Origin of the sequence: Herbaspirillum sp. GW103 (assembly GCF_000261365.1) — a bacterium.
Lineage (GTDB): Bacteria > Pseudomonadota > Gammaproteobacteria > Burkholderiales > Burkholderiaceae_D > Herbaspirillum.
In genome coordinates this window covers 1,605,968-1,623,180 of sequence record NZ_AJVC01000003.1, presented here as the reverse complement: position 1 = coordinate 1,623,180, position 17,213 = coordinate 1,605,968, and the positions used below count along the sequence as shown (strand labels likewise).

The 17,213-nt window shown below is 60.8% G+C and carries 14 protein-coding genes, 1 tRNA gene and 1 pseudogene; 10 read left to right on the top strand and 6 right to left on the bottom strand.

The window, feature by feature from the left end; translation table 11 throughout:
* Positions 1–56 precede the first annotated feature (56 nt).
* From GWL_RS10785 to GWL_RS10775, 3 genes are read left to right on the top strand one after another with little or no spacing between them, the layout of a single operon-like run.
* Positions 57–2,231 carry a type I secretion system permease/ATPase gene (locus GWL_RS10785; protein WP_008329777.1) on the top strand — a complete coding sequence of 725 codons (2,175 nt, stop codon included), beginning with the start codon at positions 57–59 and terminating at the stop codon, positions 2,229–2,231.
* Positions 2,228–3,571 (top strand): HlyD family type I secretion periplasmic adaptor subunit, encoded by a 1,344-nt coding sequence (locus GWL_RS10780; RefSeq protein ID WP_008329775.1) that lies wholly within the window; start codon positions 2,228–2,230, stop codon positions 3,569–3,571. The genes GWL_RS10785 and GWL_RS10780 overlap by 4 nt, the downstream gene beginning before the upstream one ends.
* Positions 3,561–5,012 carry a TolC family protein gene (locus tag GWL_RS10775; protein WP_034350441.1) on the top strand — a complete coding sequence of 484 codons (1,452 nt, stop codon included), beginning with the start codon at positions 3,561–3,563 and terminating at the stop codon, positions 5,010–5,012. The genes GWL_RS10780 and GWL_RS10775 overlap by 11 nt, the downstream gene beginning before the upstream one ends.
* 16 nt (positions 5,013–5,028) lie before the next feature.
* On the opposite strand, the gene GWL_RS10770 is transcribed toward GWL_RS10775, so the two are convergent.
* On the bottom strand, positions 5,029–6,210 hold the full coding sequence (locus GWL_RS10770) for an MFS transporter (RefSeq protein WP_008329764.1): 1,182 nt from the start codon (positions 6,208–6,210) through the stop codon (positions 5,029–5,031).
* 254 nt (positions 6,211–6,464) lie between these two features.
* Here GWL_RS10770 and GWL_RS10765 point away from each other — a divergent pair, with 254 nt between their 5' ends.
* The 3 genes from GWL_RS10765 (at position 6,465) to GWL_RS10755 (ending at position 10,051) form a co-directional block, all read left to right on the top strand.
* The gene (locus GWL_RS10765; RefSeq protein ID WP_034350440.1) at positions 6,465–6,926 is read left to right on the top strand and encodes a hypothetical protein; all 462 of its coding nucleotides are present in this window, start codon (positions 6,465–6,467) and stop codon (positions 6,924–6,926) included.
* A gap of 252 nt (positions 6,927–7,178) precedes the next feature.
* A complete protein-coding gene (locus tag GWL_RS23385; RefSeq protein ID WP_192811564.1) occupies positions 7,179–7,802 on the top strand; it encodes a hypothetical protein in 624 nt (207 codons plus the stop codon).
* Complete coding sequence (locus GWL_RS10755) at positions 7,793–10,051, top strand: hypothetical protein (protein WP_034350437.1); 2,259 nt, start codon at positions 7,793–7,795, stop codon at positions 10,049–10,051. The genes GWL_RS23385 and GWL_RS10755 overlap by 10 nt, the downstream gene beginning before the upstream one ends.
* A gap of 174 nt (positions 10,052–10,225) precedes the next feature.
* Here the strand turns inward: GWL_RS10755 and GWL_RS23380 are convergent.
* From GWL_RS23380 to GWL_RS23375, 4 genes and pseudogenes are all read right to left on the bottom strand, one after another.
* A pseudogene (locus GWL_RS23380) lies at positions 10,226–10,357 on the bottom strand (transposase); the annotation flags it as partial.
* A 45-nt stretch (positions 10,358–10,402) separates the two neighbouring features.
* A tRNA-Ser gene (locus tag GWL_RS10745) sits at positions 10,403–10,492 on the bottom strand.
* A gap of 114 nt (positions 10,493–10,606) precedes the next feature.
* The gene (locus GWL_RS10740; protein ID WP_008329755.1) at positions 10,607–11,395 is read right to left on the bottom strand and encodes an SDR family oxidoreductase; all 789 of its coding nucleotides are present in this window, start codon (positions 11,393–11,395) and stop codon (positions 10,607–10,609) included.
* A 94-nt stretch (positions 11,396–11,489) separates the two neighbouring features.
* Positions 11,490–11,636 (bottom strand): hypothetical protein, encoded by a 147-nt coding sequence (locus GWL_RS23375; protein WP_157174226.1) that lies wholly within the window; start codon positions 11,634–11,636, stop codon positions 11,490–11,492.
* Positions 11,637–11,648: 12 nt separating this feature from the next.
* Here GWL_RS23375 and GWL_RS10735 point away from each other — a divergent pair, with 12 nt between their 5' ends.
* Positions 11,649–12,413, top strand: a complete 765-nt coding sequence (locus GWL_RS10735) for a sulfite exporter TauE/SafE family protein (protein ID WP_008329753.1) — start codon at positions 11,649–11,651, stop codon at positions 12,411–12,413.
* 26 nt (positions 12,414–12,439) lie between these two features.
* Here GWL_RS10735 and GWL_RS10730 read toward each other — a convergent pair whose 3' ends face one another.
* Entirely contained in the window at positions 12,440–13,402 is a 963-nt protein-coding gene (locus GWL_RS10730) for a LysR family transcriptional regulator (RefSeq protein WP_008329751.1), read from the bottom strand.
* A 295-nt stretch (positions 13,403–13,697) separates the two neighbouring features.
* Between GWL_RS10730 and GWL_RS10725 the strand changes: the two genes are divergently transcribed.
* Genes GWL_RS10725 through GWL_RS10715 form a run of 3 tightly spaced genes read left to right on the top strand, consistent with a single transcriptional unit; the run spans position 13,698 to position 17,176 of the window.
* Complete coding sequence (locus tag GWL_RS10725) at positions 13,698–14,558, top strand: MaoC family dehydratase N-terminal domain-containing protein (protein WP_008329750.1); 861 nt, start codon at positions 13,698–13,700, stop codon at positions 14,556–14,558.
* 39 nt (positions 14,559–14,597) lie between these two features.
* A complete protein-coding gene (locus tag GWL_RS10720; RefSeq protein ID WP_008329748.1) occupies positions 14,598–15,764 on the top strand; it encodes an acyl-CoA dehydrogenase family protein in 1,167 nt (388 codons plus the stop codon).
* A gap of 8 nt (positions 15,765–15,772) precedes the next feature.
* Positions 15,773–17,176 (top strand): MmgE/PrpD family protein, encoded by a 1,404-nt coding sequence (locus GWL_RS10715; protein WP_008329747.1) that lies wholly within the window; start codon positions 15,773–15,775, stop codon positions 17,174–17,176.
* Positions 17,177–17,213: the final 37 nt, after the last annotated feature.

Sequence of the window (17,213 nt, the reverse complement as noted above, 5' to 3'; positions counted from 1 at the left end):
AGTGCCTTCGCGCCTTCGATCACGACGACAGCCGTCTCGCCATCTTCGGGAATTCTATGAACCAGAGTGATAACGACCCCGGCCAGGCCGGCACGGACAGCGGCCTGCTGTGCCTGATCCTGCTGGCCAGGCTGCATGGCATCGCTGCCGATGCGCAACAATTGCAGCACCGCTTCGGCCGTCAGCCCTTCGGTGTGCAGAACATCCTCCTGGGTGCGCGCATGCTGGGCATGAAGGCACGCTGCATCCGCCAGCATCCCGCGCGCCTGGAGCGCACCCCCTTGCCGGCCATCGGCATCGACCATGCCGGCCGTTTCTTCGTACTGGCCAAGATCGAAACCGATCCCAGCCAGCCCGTGGCCGCCGCGCGCATGCTGATCCAACGGCCGGGACAAGCGCCGCAGGTGATGTCACGCGCGGAGTTTGCCGCCTTCTGGTGCGGCCAGGTGATCCTCATGACCAGCAAGGCGAGCTATGCCGCTGAATCGGCGCGCTTCGACTTCACCTGGTTCATTCCGGCCGTGGTCAAGTACCGCAAGGTGCTGGGCGAGGTCTTGCTGATCTCGCTGGTGCTGCAGATCATCGGCCTGGTCACGCCGCTGTTCTTCCAGGTGGTGATGGACAAGGTGCTGGTCAATCACGCCATGATGACCTTGAACGTGATTGCAGTCGGCTTGGTCGCCGCCACCATTTTCGAGGCCTTGCTCAATGGCATCCGCACCGCCATCTTCGCCAAGGCCAGCAGCAAGATCGATGTGGAGCTGGGGGCGCGCCTGTTTGCCCATTTGCTGAGCCTGCCGCTGGCTTACTTCCAGGTGCGTCGCGCGGGCGATTCGATTGCCCGCGTGCGCGAGCTGGAGAACATCCGCAGCTTCCTCACCGGCAATGCCATGACGCTGGTGCTGGATCTGGTGTTTTCCTTCATCTTCCTGGCGGTGATGCTTTGGTACAGCGTCCCCTTGAGCCTGATCGTGCTGGCCTCCATCCCGGTGTACCTGCTGCTGTCGCTGATCTTCACACCGCTGCTGCGCGCGCGCCTGAACGACAAGTTCAACAAGAGCGCCGAGAACCAGTCCTTCCTGGTGGAGACCCTCACCGGCATGGATACCGTCAAGGCCATGGCCGTGGAGCCGCACTGGCAGCGCAAGTGGGACCAGCAACTGGCGGGTTACGTGGCTGCCGGCCTGACCACCACCAACATCAGCCTGTTGGCCAGCGGCGGCGTGAGCCTGGTCAGCAAGCTGGTTGGCGTGGGCATCATGTGGCTGGGAGCGCAGCAGGTCATCGACAATGCCTTGTCGGTCGGCGAGCTGGTGGCCTTCAACATGCTGGCCGGACAGGTGGCCGCGCCCATCCTGCGGCTGGCGCAATTGTGGAACGACTTCCAGCAGGTCGGCATTTCCATGAGCCGCCTGGCCGACGTGCTCGATGCCCGCAGCGAAGTCGCCGGCCATCGCACGCGCTTGCCGCGCGTGAACGGGGCGATCGCCTTCGACCGCGTGAACTTCCGCTATCGTCCCGAGACACCGGAAGTCATTCGTGGCCTGTCGCTGGAAATCCGGCCTGGGGAGGTCATCGGCATCGTCGGCCGTTCCGGTTCCGGCAAGAGTACCCTGGCCAAGCTGGTACAGCGGCTCTATGTCTGCGAGAGCGGGCGCATCAGCGTGGACGGGCAGGATATCGCCATCATCGATACGGCTTCGCTGCGTCAGCAGATCGGCGTGGTGCTGCAGGAGAACACGCTGTTTTCGCGCTCCATCCGCGACAACATCGCCCTGGTCGATCCTTCGGCGCCGATCGAGGAGGTGATCGCTGCAGCCCGGCTGGCGGGAGCGCATGACTTCATCTGCGAGCTGCCCGAAGGTTACGACACGCTGGTGGGTGAGCAGGGAACAGGTCTGTCCGGCGGCCAGCGCCAGCGTATTGCCATTGCGCGCGCCCTGATCAGCAATCCCGGCATCCTCATCTTCGACGAAGCCACCAGCGCGCTGGATTATGAATCCGAAAAGATCATCCAGGACAACATGCGCCAGATCTGCGCCGGCCGCACCGTACTCATCATTGCGCACCGGCTCTCGGCGGTGCGCGAGGCCGACCGCATCCTGGTGATGGAGCGCGGCAATGTGGTCGAGAGTGGCCGCCACGAAGAACTGCTGCGGGTAAACAACGGGATCTATGCGCACCTGCACGCGTTGCAGGCGGGCAAGCCGCTTCGGGGGGGATCAGCATGAGTCTGCATTATCGTTCCCAGGCCTGGATGGCCTTGTGGCAACGCTACGTACGCCGCTTCCTGCACGCCTGGCGTGAGCGCCACCAGCATCCGGCGGGCCTGTTCCAGCAGCAGGAAGCGGAGTTCCTGCCGGCCGCGCTGTCGCTGCAGGAAGCGCCCGACTCGGCCAGCCTGCGCTGGACGGCACGGGTGCTGGTCGCCATGGTCGTGTTGACGCTGGTGTGGTCGGTGATCGGACAGATCGATATCGTCGTCAGCGCCAATGGCAAGGTTATTCCCTCCGGCCGGATCAAGACCATTGCCTCGGTCGAGGTGGCCAGCGTGCGGGGACTGCTGGTGCGCGAGGGCCAGCACGTGCAGGCCGGGGAGGTGCTCATGGAACTGGATGCCACCAGCAGTGACAGCGAGCGCGACAAGGCCGCCGACATGCTGGCCCAGGCGCGCCTGCAGGCGGCACGTGCGCAGGCCATGATGCAGGCAGTGCAGCAGCTGCGTGCACCGCAACTGGAGGAGGTGGCCGGCGTGACGCAAGCGCAATGGGATTCCGTGCAGCGCCAGTTGCAGGGGCAGTACCAGGACTTTCACGCCCGCCTGGTGCGCCTGGATGACGAGATCGTCCGCTACGGCGCGGCGCTGCGTCTGGCCAGTCAGCGTGCCAGCGACTATCGGGATCTGATGAGCGACCATAGTGTTTCCAGGCACGCCTGGCTGGAGAAGGAACAGGCGCGTGTGGATGTACAAGGCCAACTGGCCGAGGCCCGCAATCAGCGGACTGCCCTGCTGGCACAGACCCGGAAGGAGGCGCACGACAGCCGCATCGAGGCCGAGAAGATCATCGAGAGCGCCCGCCAGGACCAGCGCCGCGCCGAAGAGCACAGCAAGCTGCTGCGCCTGACCGCACCGGTCAGCGGCACGGTGCAGCAGCTCGCCGCGCACACCATCGGCGGAGTCGTTGCGGCCACCCAGCCGCTCATGCAGATCGTGCCGGAGGATGGCGACATCGAAATCGAGGCCCAGATCGAGAACAAGGATGTGGGCTTCGTCGAGGTGGGGCAGGAGGTGGAGGTGAAGGTCGATGCCTTCGACTACACCAAGTACGGCACCCTCCCGGCCAGGGTGGTATCCGTATCGCGCGATGCCATCCAGGATGAGAAGAAGGGATGGATCTATACCGCCCGCATCGTCCTCTCCAGGAACAGCCTGGACGTGGATGGGCGCAGGCTGCCTCTGTCAGCGGGTCTGGCGGTCAATGTGGGCATCCGCACCGGTAGCCGCAGGGTGATTGAATATGCCTTCTCCCCCTTGTTGCGTCATCAGAAGGAGGCACTGCATGAGCGCTGATCATCGGCACCGTCGGATGGCCGCCCTGGGTATGGCTGCCGCGTTGCTGGCGGTGTCACCAGCCCGTAGCGGCGAGCCTGGGCGTTTCGATCCGCTGCTGGCGCGACCGCCTGAACTGGACCATGGCAAGCCCTTGCCCGGTGATGAACAGCCGATGGTCTGTACCAGCAGCAGCTTCGCGCCGGGCAAGGTACTGACCCTGGCCGATGCCGTGGATCTGGCACTGTGTCACCAGCCCCAGATACAGGCTGGTTGGGCCAGCATCAAACTGCAGGCGGCGCAGCTGGGGGAGGCGCGTGCCGCCTACCTCCCCACCCTGGGCGCTGGCGCCAGCCGCTATCGTGGCAGCATGAGTTCGGATCAGGGCAGCAGCAGTCGTTCCATCGGTACGCTCTATGCCACGTTGACCTGGCGTCTGCTGGATTTTGGCGGCCGAAGTGCCAACCAGCGCGCCGCCGACGTCTTGTTGCAGGCGGCCTTGGCCAGCCAGGATGCCGCCCTGCAAAAGGCCATGGCCGGGGCGGTCGGTCTGTACTACGACGCCCACAGCGCCCGTGCGGTGGTACAGGCGCGTGAGCGCGGCCTGCAGCTGGCGCGGCAGGTGCTGGAGACCGCTATCCGGCGCGAGCAGCGCGGCGTGGGCGCCTTGCCGGAAACCCTGCAGGCGCGCAGTTACGTCGCCAGGGCAGAACTGGAACTGGCGCGCGCCAACGGTCAGCACAGGCGCAGCCTGGTAGCGCTGGCGGTGGGCTTGGGCTTGCTGGATGAGGCAGGGGATGCGCCGGCGCTGACGCTGTCTTCCGAGGTTGAGGAAGATCCGCTCGGGTTGGAGCAGAATCTGCCGGGATGGCTGCAGTCGGCCAAGCAATACCATCCGGCCATCCTGGCGGCACGTGCCCAGGTCGAAGCCGCTCGTGAGAAAGTGACGGTGGTGCGCTCGGAGGGTTTGCCGACGCTGGATCTGAGTGCCAGCCGCTTCGTCAATGGTCGACCCAATCAAGGCGGCGGCAATCGCGGTGATCGTGAAACCGTGGTCGGGCTGAATCTGAATATTCCCATCTTCGAAGGCTTTACGCGCAACTACAAGATCGACGGTGCGCAGGCCCAGGTAGAGTTGCGCGAAGCCGAGCTGCGCGACGTCCAGGCCCAGGTGCTGGGCGACATCGCCATCACCTACGCTGAGGCGACCACGGCCTTGCGCAGCCTGGCCTCCTCGCGCAGCCTGCTGGAGGCGGCGCAACGGGCGCTGCAATCGGTGCAGCGCAAGTACGATGCAGGTAGCGCCGACATCGTGGAAATGCTCAACGCGCAATCGGTACTCAGCGAGGCCGAGCTGGAGCGCATTCGTTCGTTGTCGGACTGGCGCTCGGCACGGCTGCGACTGTTGGCCAATGCCGCCGAAATGGGGCGCAGCAGTTTCACCACGGCGTCGCGCCGCTGACCCGGCTTGCGCGGCTTCAGTGGTGGCGGTGTGGCGCGCGGCGCCAGGTCTGCCAGCCTGCGAGCAGGCACAGCAGGGCGCCCAGGGTAAAGACCAGGCCGCTGCAGAAGCGTTGCGTGATGGCCAGGGTCAGCACGGTCGGCAACAAGACCACGCCGATGAAGCCGGCAAAGACGCACAGTCCGGTCGCCCGGCCCACCTCTTCGCGCGCAACGACGATGGCAATCTCGGAGAACAGCACGCCATTCCACGCGATGACTGCGATACCCAAGGCTGCCGCTGCCAGGTAGAGCATGAACGCGGGTACCGAGGCGAAGGCGGCCCAGGCCAGGATGGCGAATCCCGATGTGCCGAGCAGGCCGGAGAGCGCCAGCATGTGCAGCGCGGACACACCACGGTCAACGCAGCGGCCCCAGACCAGGCGGAAGATCACGCCCACCAGGTTCACGAGCGTGAGCAGCCAGCCTGCCTGTGCGATCGTCATCTGCTGGAAGCCATGCAGGAAGGGCACCAGCATGGCCAGGGTGGTCACCTGCAGTCCGGAGAACAGAAAGGCTACCACTGCCAGGATGCGTAGTGGCGGATAGCTGGCCAGGAGCGACCAGACGCTGGCGGGTTTGGCGACGGCGTGGGATTGTGCTGCCTGGCTGCGCTCCTGCGGGGATCGGCTGGTGAAGGCCGCGGCGCCCGCCAGGCCGATGATGCCCGGTGCGATGAAGGCCCACGACAGTCCCAGATGCTGCGTCATGGCTGGCACCAGCAGGGCGGCCAGCGCAGCCCCGGCGGGCACGCCGCTTTGCCGGATCGAGAACAGCAGGCTGCGATGCTTGATGGAGGTGCCCTGGCTCAGGAAGTACGAACTGGCCGGTGTGATGCCGCCATATCCCATGCCCATGAGCACACTGCCGGTCAACACGCCCGCGATCCGCGAGCTGGCGATGAGCAGCATGCCCAGCGCACACAGTGCCAGGCACCAGCGGCTGACCTGGAAGGCACCGAGCCGATGCACGCGGTTGCCGAACCAGATCGAGGAGCAGGCTGCTGCGGCATAGAGCAGCGCCGTGTAGACACCGACCCAGCGTGCCGACACGGCCAGCGAGTCCGCCAGCAGAGGAGAGATGGTCAGCACGGCGGTGGCGGCGAAGGAAGTGGCGATCTGGATGATGGTCAGCAGGAGCAGGGCGGTGAGCGCATTCATGGAAGGGAGCGTGGTGGCGTTCTGTTGGGGGGGGCTGGCAAGGAAACCTGTCGCCCTCGGGAGCAGAACGCGCTTGCGGGGGGAAGTATCAAAGGCATGATTGTAGGAAAAGATGCGACATCGTGTTTTGCCCGATGGATTCGATGCCCATCAATAGCCGGGCCTCATGCGCGGGACAGGCATGGACCTGTATGACGTGATGCGCATGCAGGCCGGCATGCTTTCCAGACCAATCATCTTTCCGAGGCAGCATCATGGATTTTCAGAGCGCGGCTGGATGGGCTGCAGCAATCATCATCATCTTGATTCTGCTCAGGCTGCAGAGGCGATGGCGCAAGGGCCATTGCATCGATGCCGGACTGGGGTGGTCCGGCGCGGCTGGTCCGGGCAACAGGATCTACCTGTACAACCTGACCGCGCGCGCGATCGTGGTGAAGCGATGGAGTCTGCACATCACCTGCGGCCGCTTCCGACGGCGCCGCGTGCTCGAGATGGCAGACGCCGGCTGGCCCTCGGAGGAGATTCGCATCGAAGCTCATGGGGCTCATGTGCTGTACTTCTGGCATGCGGGATTTCTTGCAGGAGAGGCTCACCGGGGGCGGCGAGGAAGGCTCTATATCAAGCTCGGGATCCTCGGCGGAAGGTCACGTACTTGTTGCCTGTATCCGATTGGAAGCGCATTGCCGGGGTACGGTCTTGGCGTGAGGTGCAGCTGATGGGGCGGCCAGACAATGAAACAGAAAGAGAAATGAAAATGGACCCGAAATGGGGCCCGTTTCATGATGTCCTGGCGGAGGCTGTGAGAGGATAACTCAGAAAAAAATTACGTTAGTGGGTGGGCTTGGGCGCCATAAACCAACTATTGGTTACCGTAAGATAGAATAGGTCGCTGAGGGGAAGCAATCTGATCGTTTATCTTTACTGTAAGAGGGGGGCATTTTGTGGCGGCAATTCCAATAATTTCGGTGATGGCGTTTGTTGATTGGCGGGCACAGATGCACAACGCTAAAGTAGACGCAGAAGCCGATGTAAATGAGCAAGCCTCGCGGACCCTGTCGTCGGTATCCAGAATTTTGACCAGGGCACTCTTGAAGATGGATAGTGCGGCCCGGTTTAAAGTAACGCTCCGCCTTTATCATGGTTGGACAAAGGGATTTCAGCCAACCGTCAATAGAACCGCGATCTCTGCAGTGATTGCTGGAATGGATTTCTCTCTTCTTTCGACTTCTCCAAATGTGGTTATTAGTGATGATGTTGGATTCGGTGACGTACTGCTTAATGCCCTTCCCGAGAGATTGAGAGGTGGGCGTGTTCATCTTCCAGGAACACTCCGCGATGATGAAGAAGGGCGGCTGAGAGAGAAAATGGTAGATACTGCCTTGGCGTCTGATTTGCTGACGTCTGCCGTGACTTACCCCAAAGAGTGGTCTGTTGTTTTAGCAGAGGATGATGATATTGTGCCCCCCCTTTTCGTAGCTGAAGCTTGGAAGTCCGGGGGAGAGGGCAAGGTTATCCTCGTTAGGAAGCGAACTCTCGGAAAGCAGAATTTATTGAATTTAGACGGATTACTTTTGAAGGACGTATGGCGATGATTGATTTAGATATTCTGGTGAACGATCTCGCAGTATTTTCAGACCTTGGAGTGGAAATCCCAAGAGTGCGCGTGGATGATGATGGCACTGTTCAAGCCCAAATGACGAGAAATGGCGAGCTAATGCGCCTTTCTTTTTTTTCAGATGGCACTATTGAACAGGTGTTTGGCGGAAATCACTCGAGGTTTTCCAGCTATAGGTCACTTTTATCTTCCGATTCCTTTGGGCGCCTACGAGAATGGGCCTCCGTTCAAAGTTCTGTTTTGGAAGAAGAAATGAGGCTGTCCAAGGCTACCATCCCTGTGGTCGGACGCCTCTTTTCTCATGGTAGTACCGCAGATGTGGCTATGCTCGATGATGTGATGGCTGCATACTCGGATAAGCAGCAGGGAACTGTGACTGTGATGCTGATTGATGGCCCAGCTGGTACAGGAAAAACCGAGTTCATAAAGCAATTAGCGCTAGCAAGAGCTTCTGGATTCATAAAGAAGCAGCGGCCGCTTGTTTTGCATGTGCAAAGCAGAGGGCGAGTGCTGACATTCCTGCAGGATCTGATAGCTTTTAGTTTGCAGTCGTTGCGCCTATCCGTCACTTTCGATCAAATACCCGTTTTGGTTAGAAACGGTTTGGTAACTGTGGCGGTGGATGGTTTTGATGAGTTGGGTGATCCTGCTGGATATGAAACTGCATGGGCACAACTCGGTGAATTTATCAAGGATATCCGAGGAGAAGGCGCAGTAATTTTGGCTGGCCGTGAGACATTTATTGGCAGAGAACGCCTTTTACGCGATATTAAAGCCTTAAGGGCAGAGTCGGACGTCATCGATTCCTTGACCTTGCTCGCGCCTACTCCTTCAGAGGGCTTGAAATGGCTGCGCCAAGAGGGATGGGACGATGCAAATCTGAAAAAGATTGAGCCTCTATTAGAGCCGGGATCTTTTTCCCTCCGTCCTATTTTTCTGAGCAAGTTAGGAGAACGAAGCTTCGTTGATGGTGTCGCCGAGATTGACGTGGATGATACGTTAATCTTCCTCATAGACACTATGGTGAAGCGAGAGTCGACAAAGTTTGGACAGCCCGTCGAGGCAGTGCTTACAAACGTGCAGATTCAAGCGTTTGTCCGTGCATTTCTAGGGGAAGTTGCGCGTGATATGGCCGACAATCAGTCCGAAGCAGCGGATGAGACGTCTATCAAGTGGGCTGTCGAGATGGCGATAGACAGAATCAATCCGGACGTTCCAGAGGATACTAAGCGGCTTTTGCAGAATCGGGCTCTCGTCATGGCCTTCTTAACGAATGATGAGCGACCACGATATCGCAGATTCTCCCATGCACAGTTGCAAAACTATTTTTTAGCTCGAGAGACAATCGATGTAATTCGCCGTCCAGAGATGCCTAAATATCTGAGGCGTAATCTTTTTTCGGCTGACTTTCTAATTACATTTTCTGATGCGCTAGAGAATGTCGCGAGCACTGAGCCAAAGTTGATCGCTGAATTTATAGTGTCCGGGCAGGAAATGTACTCCAAATACTTCGGAATTGATCGGGGAGCCAAAAACCTAGCGGCGTTGTTATTATGCAGTGTGCCGTTTGCGGAGATAACAGGGGAAATTCTAATCGATAGGGCCAATATCGATGAAGCTGTTATCCGCGGCTCAGGGGGGGCTTCCGTTGTAAAGGATAGTGCAATCAACCTTCTCGATATTCGAGATGCTGATGTCTCTTCTGTTGAGTTTGACAACTGCGTGATAGGCGGGTTGGTAATTAACGTGCTTTCGCGAATTAATCAGACTTTACGCCCTTCATATATCCAATTTGACTTAACAGATCATGTTGAATTCATTAACAATAAGGATGATATCTCGATTATCTTAGGAGATTTCGGCGGACAGCCTGTGGGATTCGGGACTTCTGCCGCAAGGGACAAAACGGAGCTAGAGAAACATCCGATTTTTTCCCTGCTTCAACGTGCGTTACGTTTTCGTGCGTATTGGATCCGTGCTGGTGCCGAGAAGGACGACATCCTTACCCATAAAATCGTTGCTGATCCATATTGGGATACTTTGACGTCTCTTCTCCAAAGGCATGATTTCTTACGAAAGGAGACTCGTGACGCATCTGGTCGGCCTTCACACTTTTATCACATCAGAAGACCAGATGATTTGGTAAAAAAAGACCATCCAGACTCGATCAAGTTTTACGAAGATTTATATGAATTCGTACGAAATGAACCAACGCAAGGAAACTGACGGGCCTGTCAGAATTTTCGTGTTCGAGAGGTTAATTTCCGGCTTTCTCTTCTCTCCTCCTTCTGCAGCGACGGTCCACGCGCTGCTCTGGAGCTCTTCAAGTTCCACCTGTCCGCGAGCTTGTCGAACCATGCGGCGAAAGTCTGCAATCTTTGCTGATAGGAATTTTTTGGTTCATCGTAGATTTCCGGGGAGCGCGGCTTTGATTTTGAGGAAGAAGTACTCCTCATCTCGATAGCCGTATTCCCTGCGCTTGATGACCTTGATGGTGTGGTTGATACCTTCGAAGACGCTGGTGTTGAGCGGGAGAAACGATAAACGGGCCTGAAAGGCCCGTTCAATATAGTGTTCTGGCGGAGGCTGTGAGATTCGAACTCACGGACGGGTCACCCCGTCGGCAGTTTTCAAGACTGCTGGTTTAAACCACTCACCCAAACCTCCTTGCTGTGCAGCCGGGCATGGCGCCCGTCGCACGAGGGCCGCATTATACATCACATCACTTGCTTTGCATCCATCCCTTTCCGGCATGCCATGCGCCAGCGCAGCAGACCGGCCTCAGAACGTTCCCGGATAAGCCCCGCCATCCATCAACAGATTCTGTCCCGTGATGAAACCCGCCTGAGCACTGCACAGATAGGCACAGGCATCGCCAAACTCGGCCGGATCGCCGAAGCGCCCGGCCGGGTTGAGCTTGCGCCGCTCCGCCAGCACTTCATCCACGCTGCGCCCGCTCTCGTCGGCGGCACCGCTGGCGGTGGAACGCAGGCGATCGGTCTCGAACGGCCCCGGCAGGAGATTGTTGATCGTCACGTTGTGCGCCACCGTCTTGCGCGCCAGTCCCGCCACAAAACCGGTCAGCCCCGAACGCGCACCATTGGAGAGTCCCAGAATGTCGATCGGCGCCCGTACCGCGCTGGAGGTGATATTGACGATGCGCCCGAAGCCGCGCGCAATCATGCCATCCACCGTGGCCTTGATGAGCTCGATGGGCGTGAGCATGTTGGCATCCACCGCCGCAATCCAGTCCTCCCGCGTCCACTCACGGAAGTCCCCCGGCTTGGGGCCGCCTGCATTGGTCACCAGGATGTCCGGAGCAGGGCAGGCAGCCAGCGCCAGGGCGCGTCCTTCCGGGGTGGTGATGTCGCAGACGACGGCGGCAATGACGGCGCCGGTGGCGGCGGTCTCCGCGCGGATCGCCCGGGCCGTGGCTTCCAGCGCCTCGGCACCGCGCGCCAGCAGGGTCACGTGGACGCCCTCACGCGCCAGCGAGAACGCGCAGGCGCGACCAAGTCCCTTGCTCGATGCGCAGACCAGCGCAGTTTTACCTTTGATGCCGAGATCCATTCTGTTGTCCTTTGCTTGAGGGGATGGCAGAAAACACAAGCGGCCGGGACAGCATGGGCCGGCTGCGCTACACTGTCGGGCCTGAACGGCGGCGCTACTTCTTCATCACCATGTAGATGGCCAGCGCAATGAGGGCGATAACGCCCATCTCCAGCGCAAACACGATGACGCCGCTCATGTCAGTCTCCTTTTTTATCCTTCGATGCGGCCACTGCATCCTGCAGCCGGCCAGCAGAGGCATCACTGTACACCGATGACGGCTTCCTTGTTTTTCTCCGGCGTAGTCAACTTCCTGCTCGGTGGCCTGCTGGGCGCCATGGGCGGTCTGTTCGGGATCGGCGGCGGGCTCATCGCCATTCCGGTGCTGGGCTACCTCTACGGCATGGACCAGCAACTGGCCCAGGGCACGGCGCTGGTGATGATCGTGCCCAATGTCGTCATCGCCTTCTGGCGCTACCGGCAGCGCAATCGCATCCAGTGGAGTACGGCCGCGATGATGTGCGTGCCCGCCGTCGTGACCACCTACCTCGCGGCCCGGATAGCCACAGCCATGGCCGCACGCAGCCTGCATGTCTGCTTCGCCGCCTTCATGGGGCTGCTCGCGCTTTACTACCTGTGGACGCTGTTGCGCAACAAGCGCAGCGTCGAGTCGTCCATGGTGCTCTCACGCCGCTACATTCCACTGGTGGGGATGTCGGCCGGAGCCTCGGCCGGTTTCTTCAGCGTGGGCGGCGCCATCGTGGCCGTGCCCATGCTGACGGCCTTGTTCGGCGTGACGCAGACCGCCGCGCAAGGCCTCGGACTGGCCATGGTCACGCCCGGCACCCTGGTGGCGCTGTGGACCTACGCCCAAGCGGGCCACGTGGACTGGTCAGTCGGTCTGCCCATGGCGCTGGGCGGCGTGCTGAGCATCTCATGGGGCGTGGCGCTGGCGCACCATTTGCCGGAACGGCGTCTGCGCATCCTCTTCTGCGCGGCATTGTTGTTGCTGTCGGTCTGGATGATGATCGGCGGCTGAGCGCTTCTCTTCCGTCCAGCACTACCTCAGGCGCTCTTCCTTGCACGAGCGACAGGCTTGCCTGCATCGGGCGCAGATAGTTTGTCTTCGTCATTGTCCGGCATCATCTGCTCGCTGATGAACTCCACCAGGTTGCGGGCATGCGGCGAGAGCGTCTCCATGTTCTGAAACACCATGCTGCGCTCGCGTACGCTCCACGGATCGCTCAATTCCACCACCGATAACTGCATGGTCTGCTGATGCCGCTGTGCCGCTGAACGCGGCACGATGCCGATGCCGACATTGGTCTCGATCATGCGGCACATGGCTTCGAAGCTGCGTACCTGGATACGCAACTTGAGCCGCTGGCCATGCCCGGCCACGATGTTGTTGAGGAAATGGTGCAGGGTGCTGCCCTCGTGCAGGCCGATGTGTTCGTATTCCAGCGTGTCCTGGAAGGGAAGGCTGCCAGCGCCGGCCAGCGGGTGTTCCAGCGCGGTGGCCAGGACCAGGCGGTCGGTGGAGAAGTTGAGCACCTGCAATCCATCTCCCTGTACCGGACCGGCGACGATGCCGATGTCGGCCGTGCCTTCCTGGATGCCGCGCAGGATGTCATGGTTCAGGCGTTCTTCCAGGGCGACATTGACCTGCGGATACCTGGCCAGGAACTTGCCGAGAATCTCGGGCATGAATTCGGTCACCGCCGTGGTGTTGGCGAAGATGCGGATATAGCCCTTGATGCCGTTGTTGTACTGCTGCATATCGCTCTTGAGATGTTCCATCTGCTGCATGAAGAGCTGTGCGTGATGCAGCAAGGTCTGCCCGGCCGGTGTCAGTTGCACGCCCTTGCTCTCGCGATAAAGCAGGCGCGTACCGAAACGTGTCTCCAGTTCCTTGATGCGGTTGCTGGTGGCGGCCAGCGAGAGATTCATGCGCTCGGCGCTGCGGGTGAGGCTGTTGAGTTCGGCAATCAGGATGAACAGGCGCAGGTCGGTCAGATCGAAAAGCATGATGTCTCCCGGAAAGGATCAGTGAGGATCTCGCTTGCATTCCGGCAAGCCGCCCTCTCTTGTGTTGCGGCACGTTCCCGCGTTCGTTGCGCGCGTGCCCTCGGTGGCTGCTCATGGTACGCCGATTTGTCCGAGCGCATGCAGAGAAATCCCTGGCGCGCGTGATGCGATGCCGCATCCGCATCCTGGACGTGACTTCAGTTCTGCGTAAGCCCCCCTTCCAAAAATACAGATTGTTTGCCGCGTCGGCTGGCCACAGACTGGCGCCCATTGCACAACAACGACACGAGCAGACATGTCGCATCCCGACCTGGATATCACCTTGCTGCGTCAGTGGCTGGACAAGACCGAAACGCGCCACGACCAGATCAATCCTGCCTTTGCGGCAGCGCTGGCGGCGACGCTGGACGGTCCGCGTTATCCCGTCGCCGGGGATGCGCTGCCGCCCTTGTGGCACTGGATCTATTTCTGGAACGTGTGCCCTCAGTCGGAGGTGGGCGCGGATGGGCATCCGCAGCGTGGTGGCTTCCTGCCGCCGGTACCCTTGCCGCGGCGCATGTGGGCCGGAGGCCGGCTGCGCTTTGCCGCGCCGCTACCCATCGGCGCACAGGCCGAGAAAGTCTCGCGCATTGCCAGCGTGGACGTGAAGCAGGGACGCACCGGCGCGCTGGCCTTCGTGACCGTGCAGCACACCATCCATCATCAGGGCCAGCTCTGCCTGAGCGAAGAGCACGATATCGTCTATCGCGATTTGCCGCAGCCTGGTGCACCGGTGGCGGTAGCCCAAAGCGCGCCCGCCGATGCGCGCTGGTCGCGCCGGGTGGTGCCCGATCCGGTGCTGCTGTTCCGCTATTCGGCGCTGACCTTCAACGGTCATCGCATCCATTACGACCGCAGCTATGTCACCGGGGTTGAGGGCTATCCCGGCCTGATCGTGCATGGTCCGCTGATCGCCACCTTGCTGGTCGACCTGCTGGCGCGCGAGATGCCGCAGGCGGTGCTGCGCGAGTTCAATTTCCGTGCCGTGGGCAGCCTGTTCGATATCGAGCCCTTCACCCTGTGTGGAAAGCCGGCCGCCGATGGCAGGAGCGTAGCGCTGTGGGCGCAGAACCAGCGCGGCGAGCTGGCGATGCAGGCGCAAGCCCTGTTGGGCTAAAAAATAAATCATTTAGACAATATTGAGCCGGAGTCCCTCATGTCGTATCAAACCGTCCCCGATGCCTACACCGACCTGCGCGATGCCGTGCGCGACCTGTGCCAGACCTTCCCCGCAGAATACTGGCGCAAGGTCGACGAGGCACGCGGCTATCCCGAGCAGTTTGTCGATGCTCTCACCAAGGCCGGCTGGATGGCCGCGTTGATTCCGCAGCAATACGGCGGTTCCGGATTGGGCTTGACCGAAGCCTCGGTCATCATGGAAGAGATCAACCGTACCGGTGGCAATTCCGGGGCCTGCCACGGCCAGATGTACAACATGGGCACCTTGCTGCGTCACGGCTCCGAACGGCAGAAGCAGCAGTACCTGCCCAAGATCGCCAGCGGTGAACTGCGCCTGCAATCGATGGGCGTGACCGAACCGACCACCGGTACCGATACCACGCGTATCAAGACCGTGGCGGTGAAGAAGGGCGATCGCTACGTGGTCAACGGCCAGAAAGTGTGGATCTCCCGAGTCCAGCATTCGGATCTGATGATCCTGCTGGCACGGACCACGCCGCTGGACCAGGTCAAGAAGAAATCCGAAGGCATGTCCATTTTCCTGGTCGATCTGAAGGAGGCCATCGGCAAGGGGCTGGAGGTGCGGCCCATCCTGAACATGGTCAACCATGAGACCAATGAACTCTTCTTCGACAACCTGGAAATCCCCGCCGAGAATCTGATCGGCGAGGAAGGGCGCGGCTTCAAGTACATCCTCGACGGCCTCAATGCCGAACGCACCCTGATCGCCGCCGAGTGCATCGGCGATGGTTACTGGTTCATCGACAAGGCTACCGCCTATGCCAATGAGCGCGTGGTGTTTGATCGGCCCATCGGCATGAACCAGGGCGTGCAGTTCCCGATTGCCGATGCCTACATCGAGATCGAAGCCGCCAACCTGATGCGCTACAAGGCCTGCGAACTTTTCGATGCGCGCCAGAATTGTGGCGCCCAGGCCAACATGGCCAAGTACCTGGCAGCCAAGGCCTCGTGGGAAGCGGCCAATGTCTGCCTGCAGACCCATGGCGGCTTCGGCTTTGCCTGCGAATACGACGTCGAGCGCAAGTTCCGTGAGACGCGCCTGTACCAGGTGGCGCCGATTTCGACCAACCTGATTTTTTCCTACGTGGCCGAGCACATTCTCGGTCTGCCGCGTTCCTTCTGAGGCAAATCATGCAGGCCATTGCAGAAAACTCCACCCTTGGTGCAGAAAACGTCAGGCCCGATGAGCATCCCTCGCGCCTGCTGGCGGTCTTTCTGGCCGGGCTGCGTTACGAGGATATCCCGACGGCAGTGATCGCCCGTACCGAAGATCTTTATCTCGATTGGTTCGCCTCGGCGCTGGCCGGCAAGACCGCGCGCCAGGTCGGCATCATCGAACGCTATGCGGCGCAGATGGGGCCGCAGCAGGGGCCGTCGACCATCCTCACCAGCCGTCGCAGTACCACGCCGTATTTTGCGGCGCTGGTCAATGGTGCAGCCTCGCATGTCGTGGAGCAGGATGACGTGCACAACGGTTCGGTGTTCCATCCGGCGGCCGTGGTATTCCCGGCTGCGCTGGCTGCTGCGCAGGCACTGGGCAAGTCCGGTGCGGACTTGCTGGTGGCCGCCGTGGCCGGCTATGAGGCCGGCATCCGCATCGGCCAATTCATGGGGCGCTCGCACTACCGGGTCTTCCATACCACCGGGACAGTGGGCACGCTGGCCGCTGCGGTGGCGGTGGGCAAGCTCATGGATTTCGATGCGCGACAATTCCTGCATGCCATGGGTTCGGCCGGAACCCAGGCCGCAGGGCTGTGGGAGTTCCTGCGCGATGCGGCCGATTCCAAGCAACTGCATACCGGCAAGGCCGCTGCCGACGGGCTGCTGGCAGCGTATCTGACGCGGGATGGTTTCACCGGCGCGCAACGCATCCTCGAAGGTGCCCGGGGCATGGCGGCCGGCATGTCCAGCGACGCCGATCCTGCTCGCCTCACCGATGGCCTGGGTACGCGCTGGGCTACGGCGGAGACCTCGTTCAAGTTCCATGCTTCCTGCCGTCATACGCATCCGGCCGCCGATGCGCTGCAATTGCTGATGCAGCGTGAAGGTCTGCGTCACGACCAGATCGCCCTGGTCACCACGCGCGTGCATCAGGGTGCCATCGATGTGCTGGGGCCGGTGGTCGATCCGCAGACGGTGCACCAGGCCAAGTTTTCCATGGGTACGGTGCTGGGCTTGATTGCCGTGCATCAGCAGGCCGGGCTGAGTGAATTTGAACAGCAGGCCCTGAGCGATCCGCGCGTGGCGCAGTTCCGCCAGAAGGTGCAGATGCGGCTCGATAGCGAGGTCGATCAAGCCTATCCTGCACGGTGGCTCGGCCGCGTGGAGGTACAGACCACTGATGGCCGCCGCTTCGAGGCAGCCGTCGATGTACCCAAGGGCGATCCCGAGAACACGCTCTCGCGGCCTGAGCTGGAACAGAAGGCGACACGGCTGATACGTTTCTCGCACGCGGCCAGCGACGCCGAGATCGCCGCGATCATCGCACGTGCCTGGCGCCTGCACGAGACGCGCGATCTGCAGCAGTTGTTCTGACGCCCGACCCTATCCGATCATCCCGACGCGCCAAGTA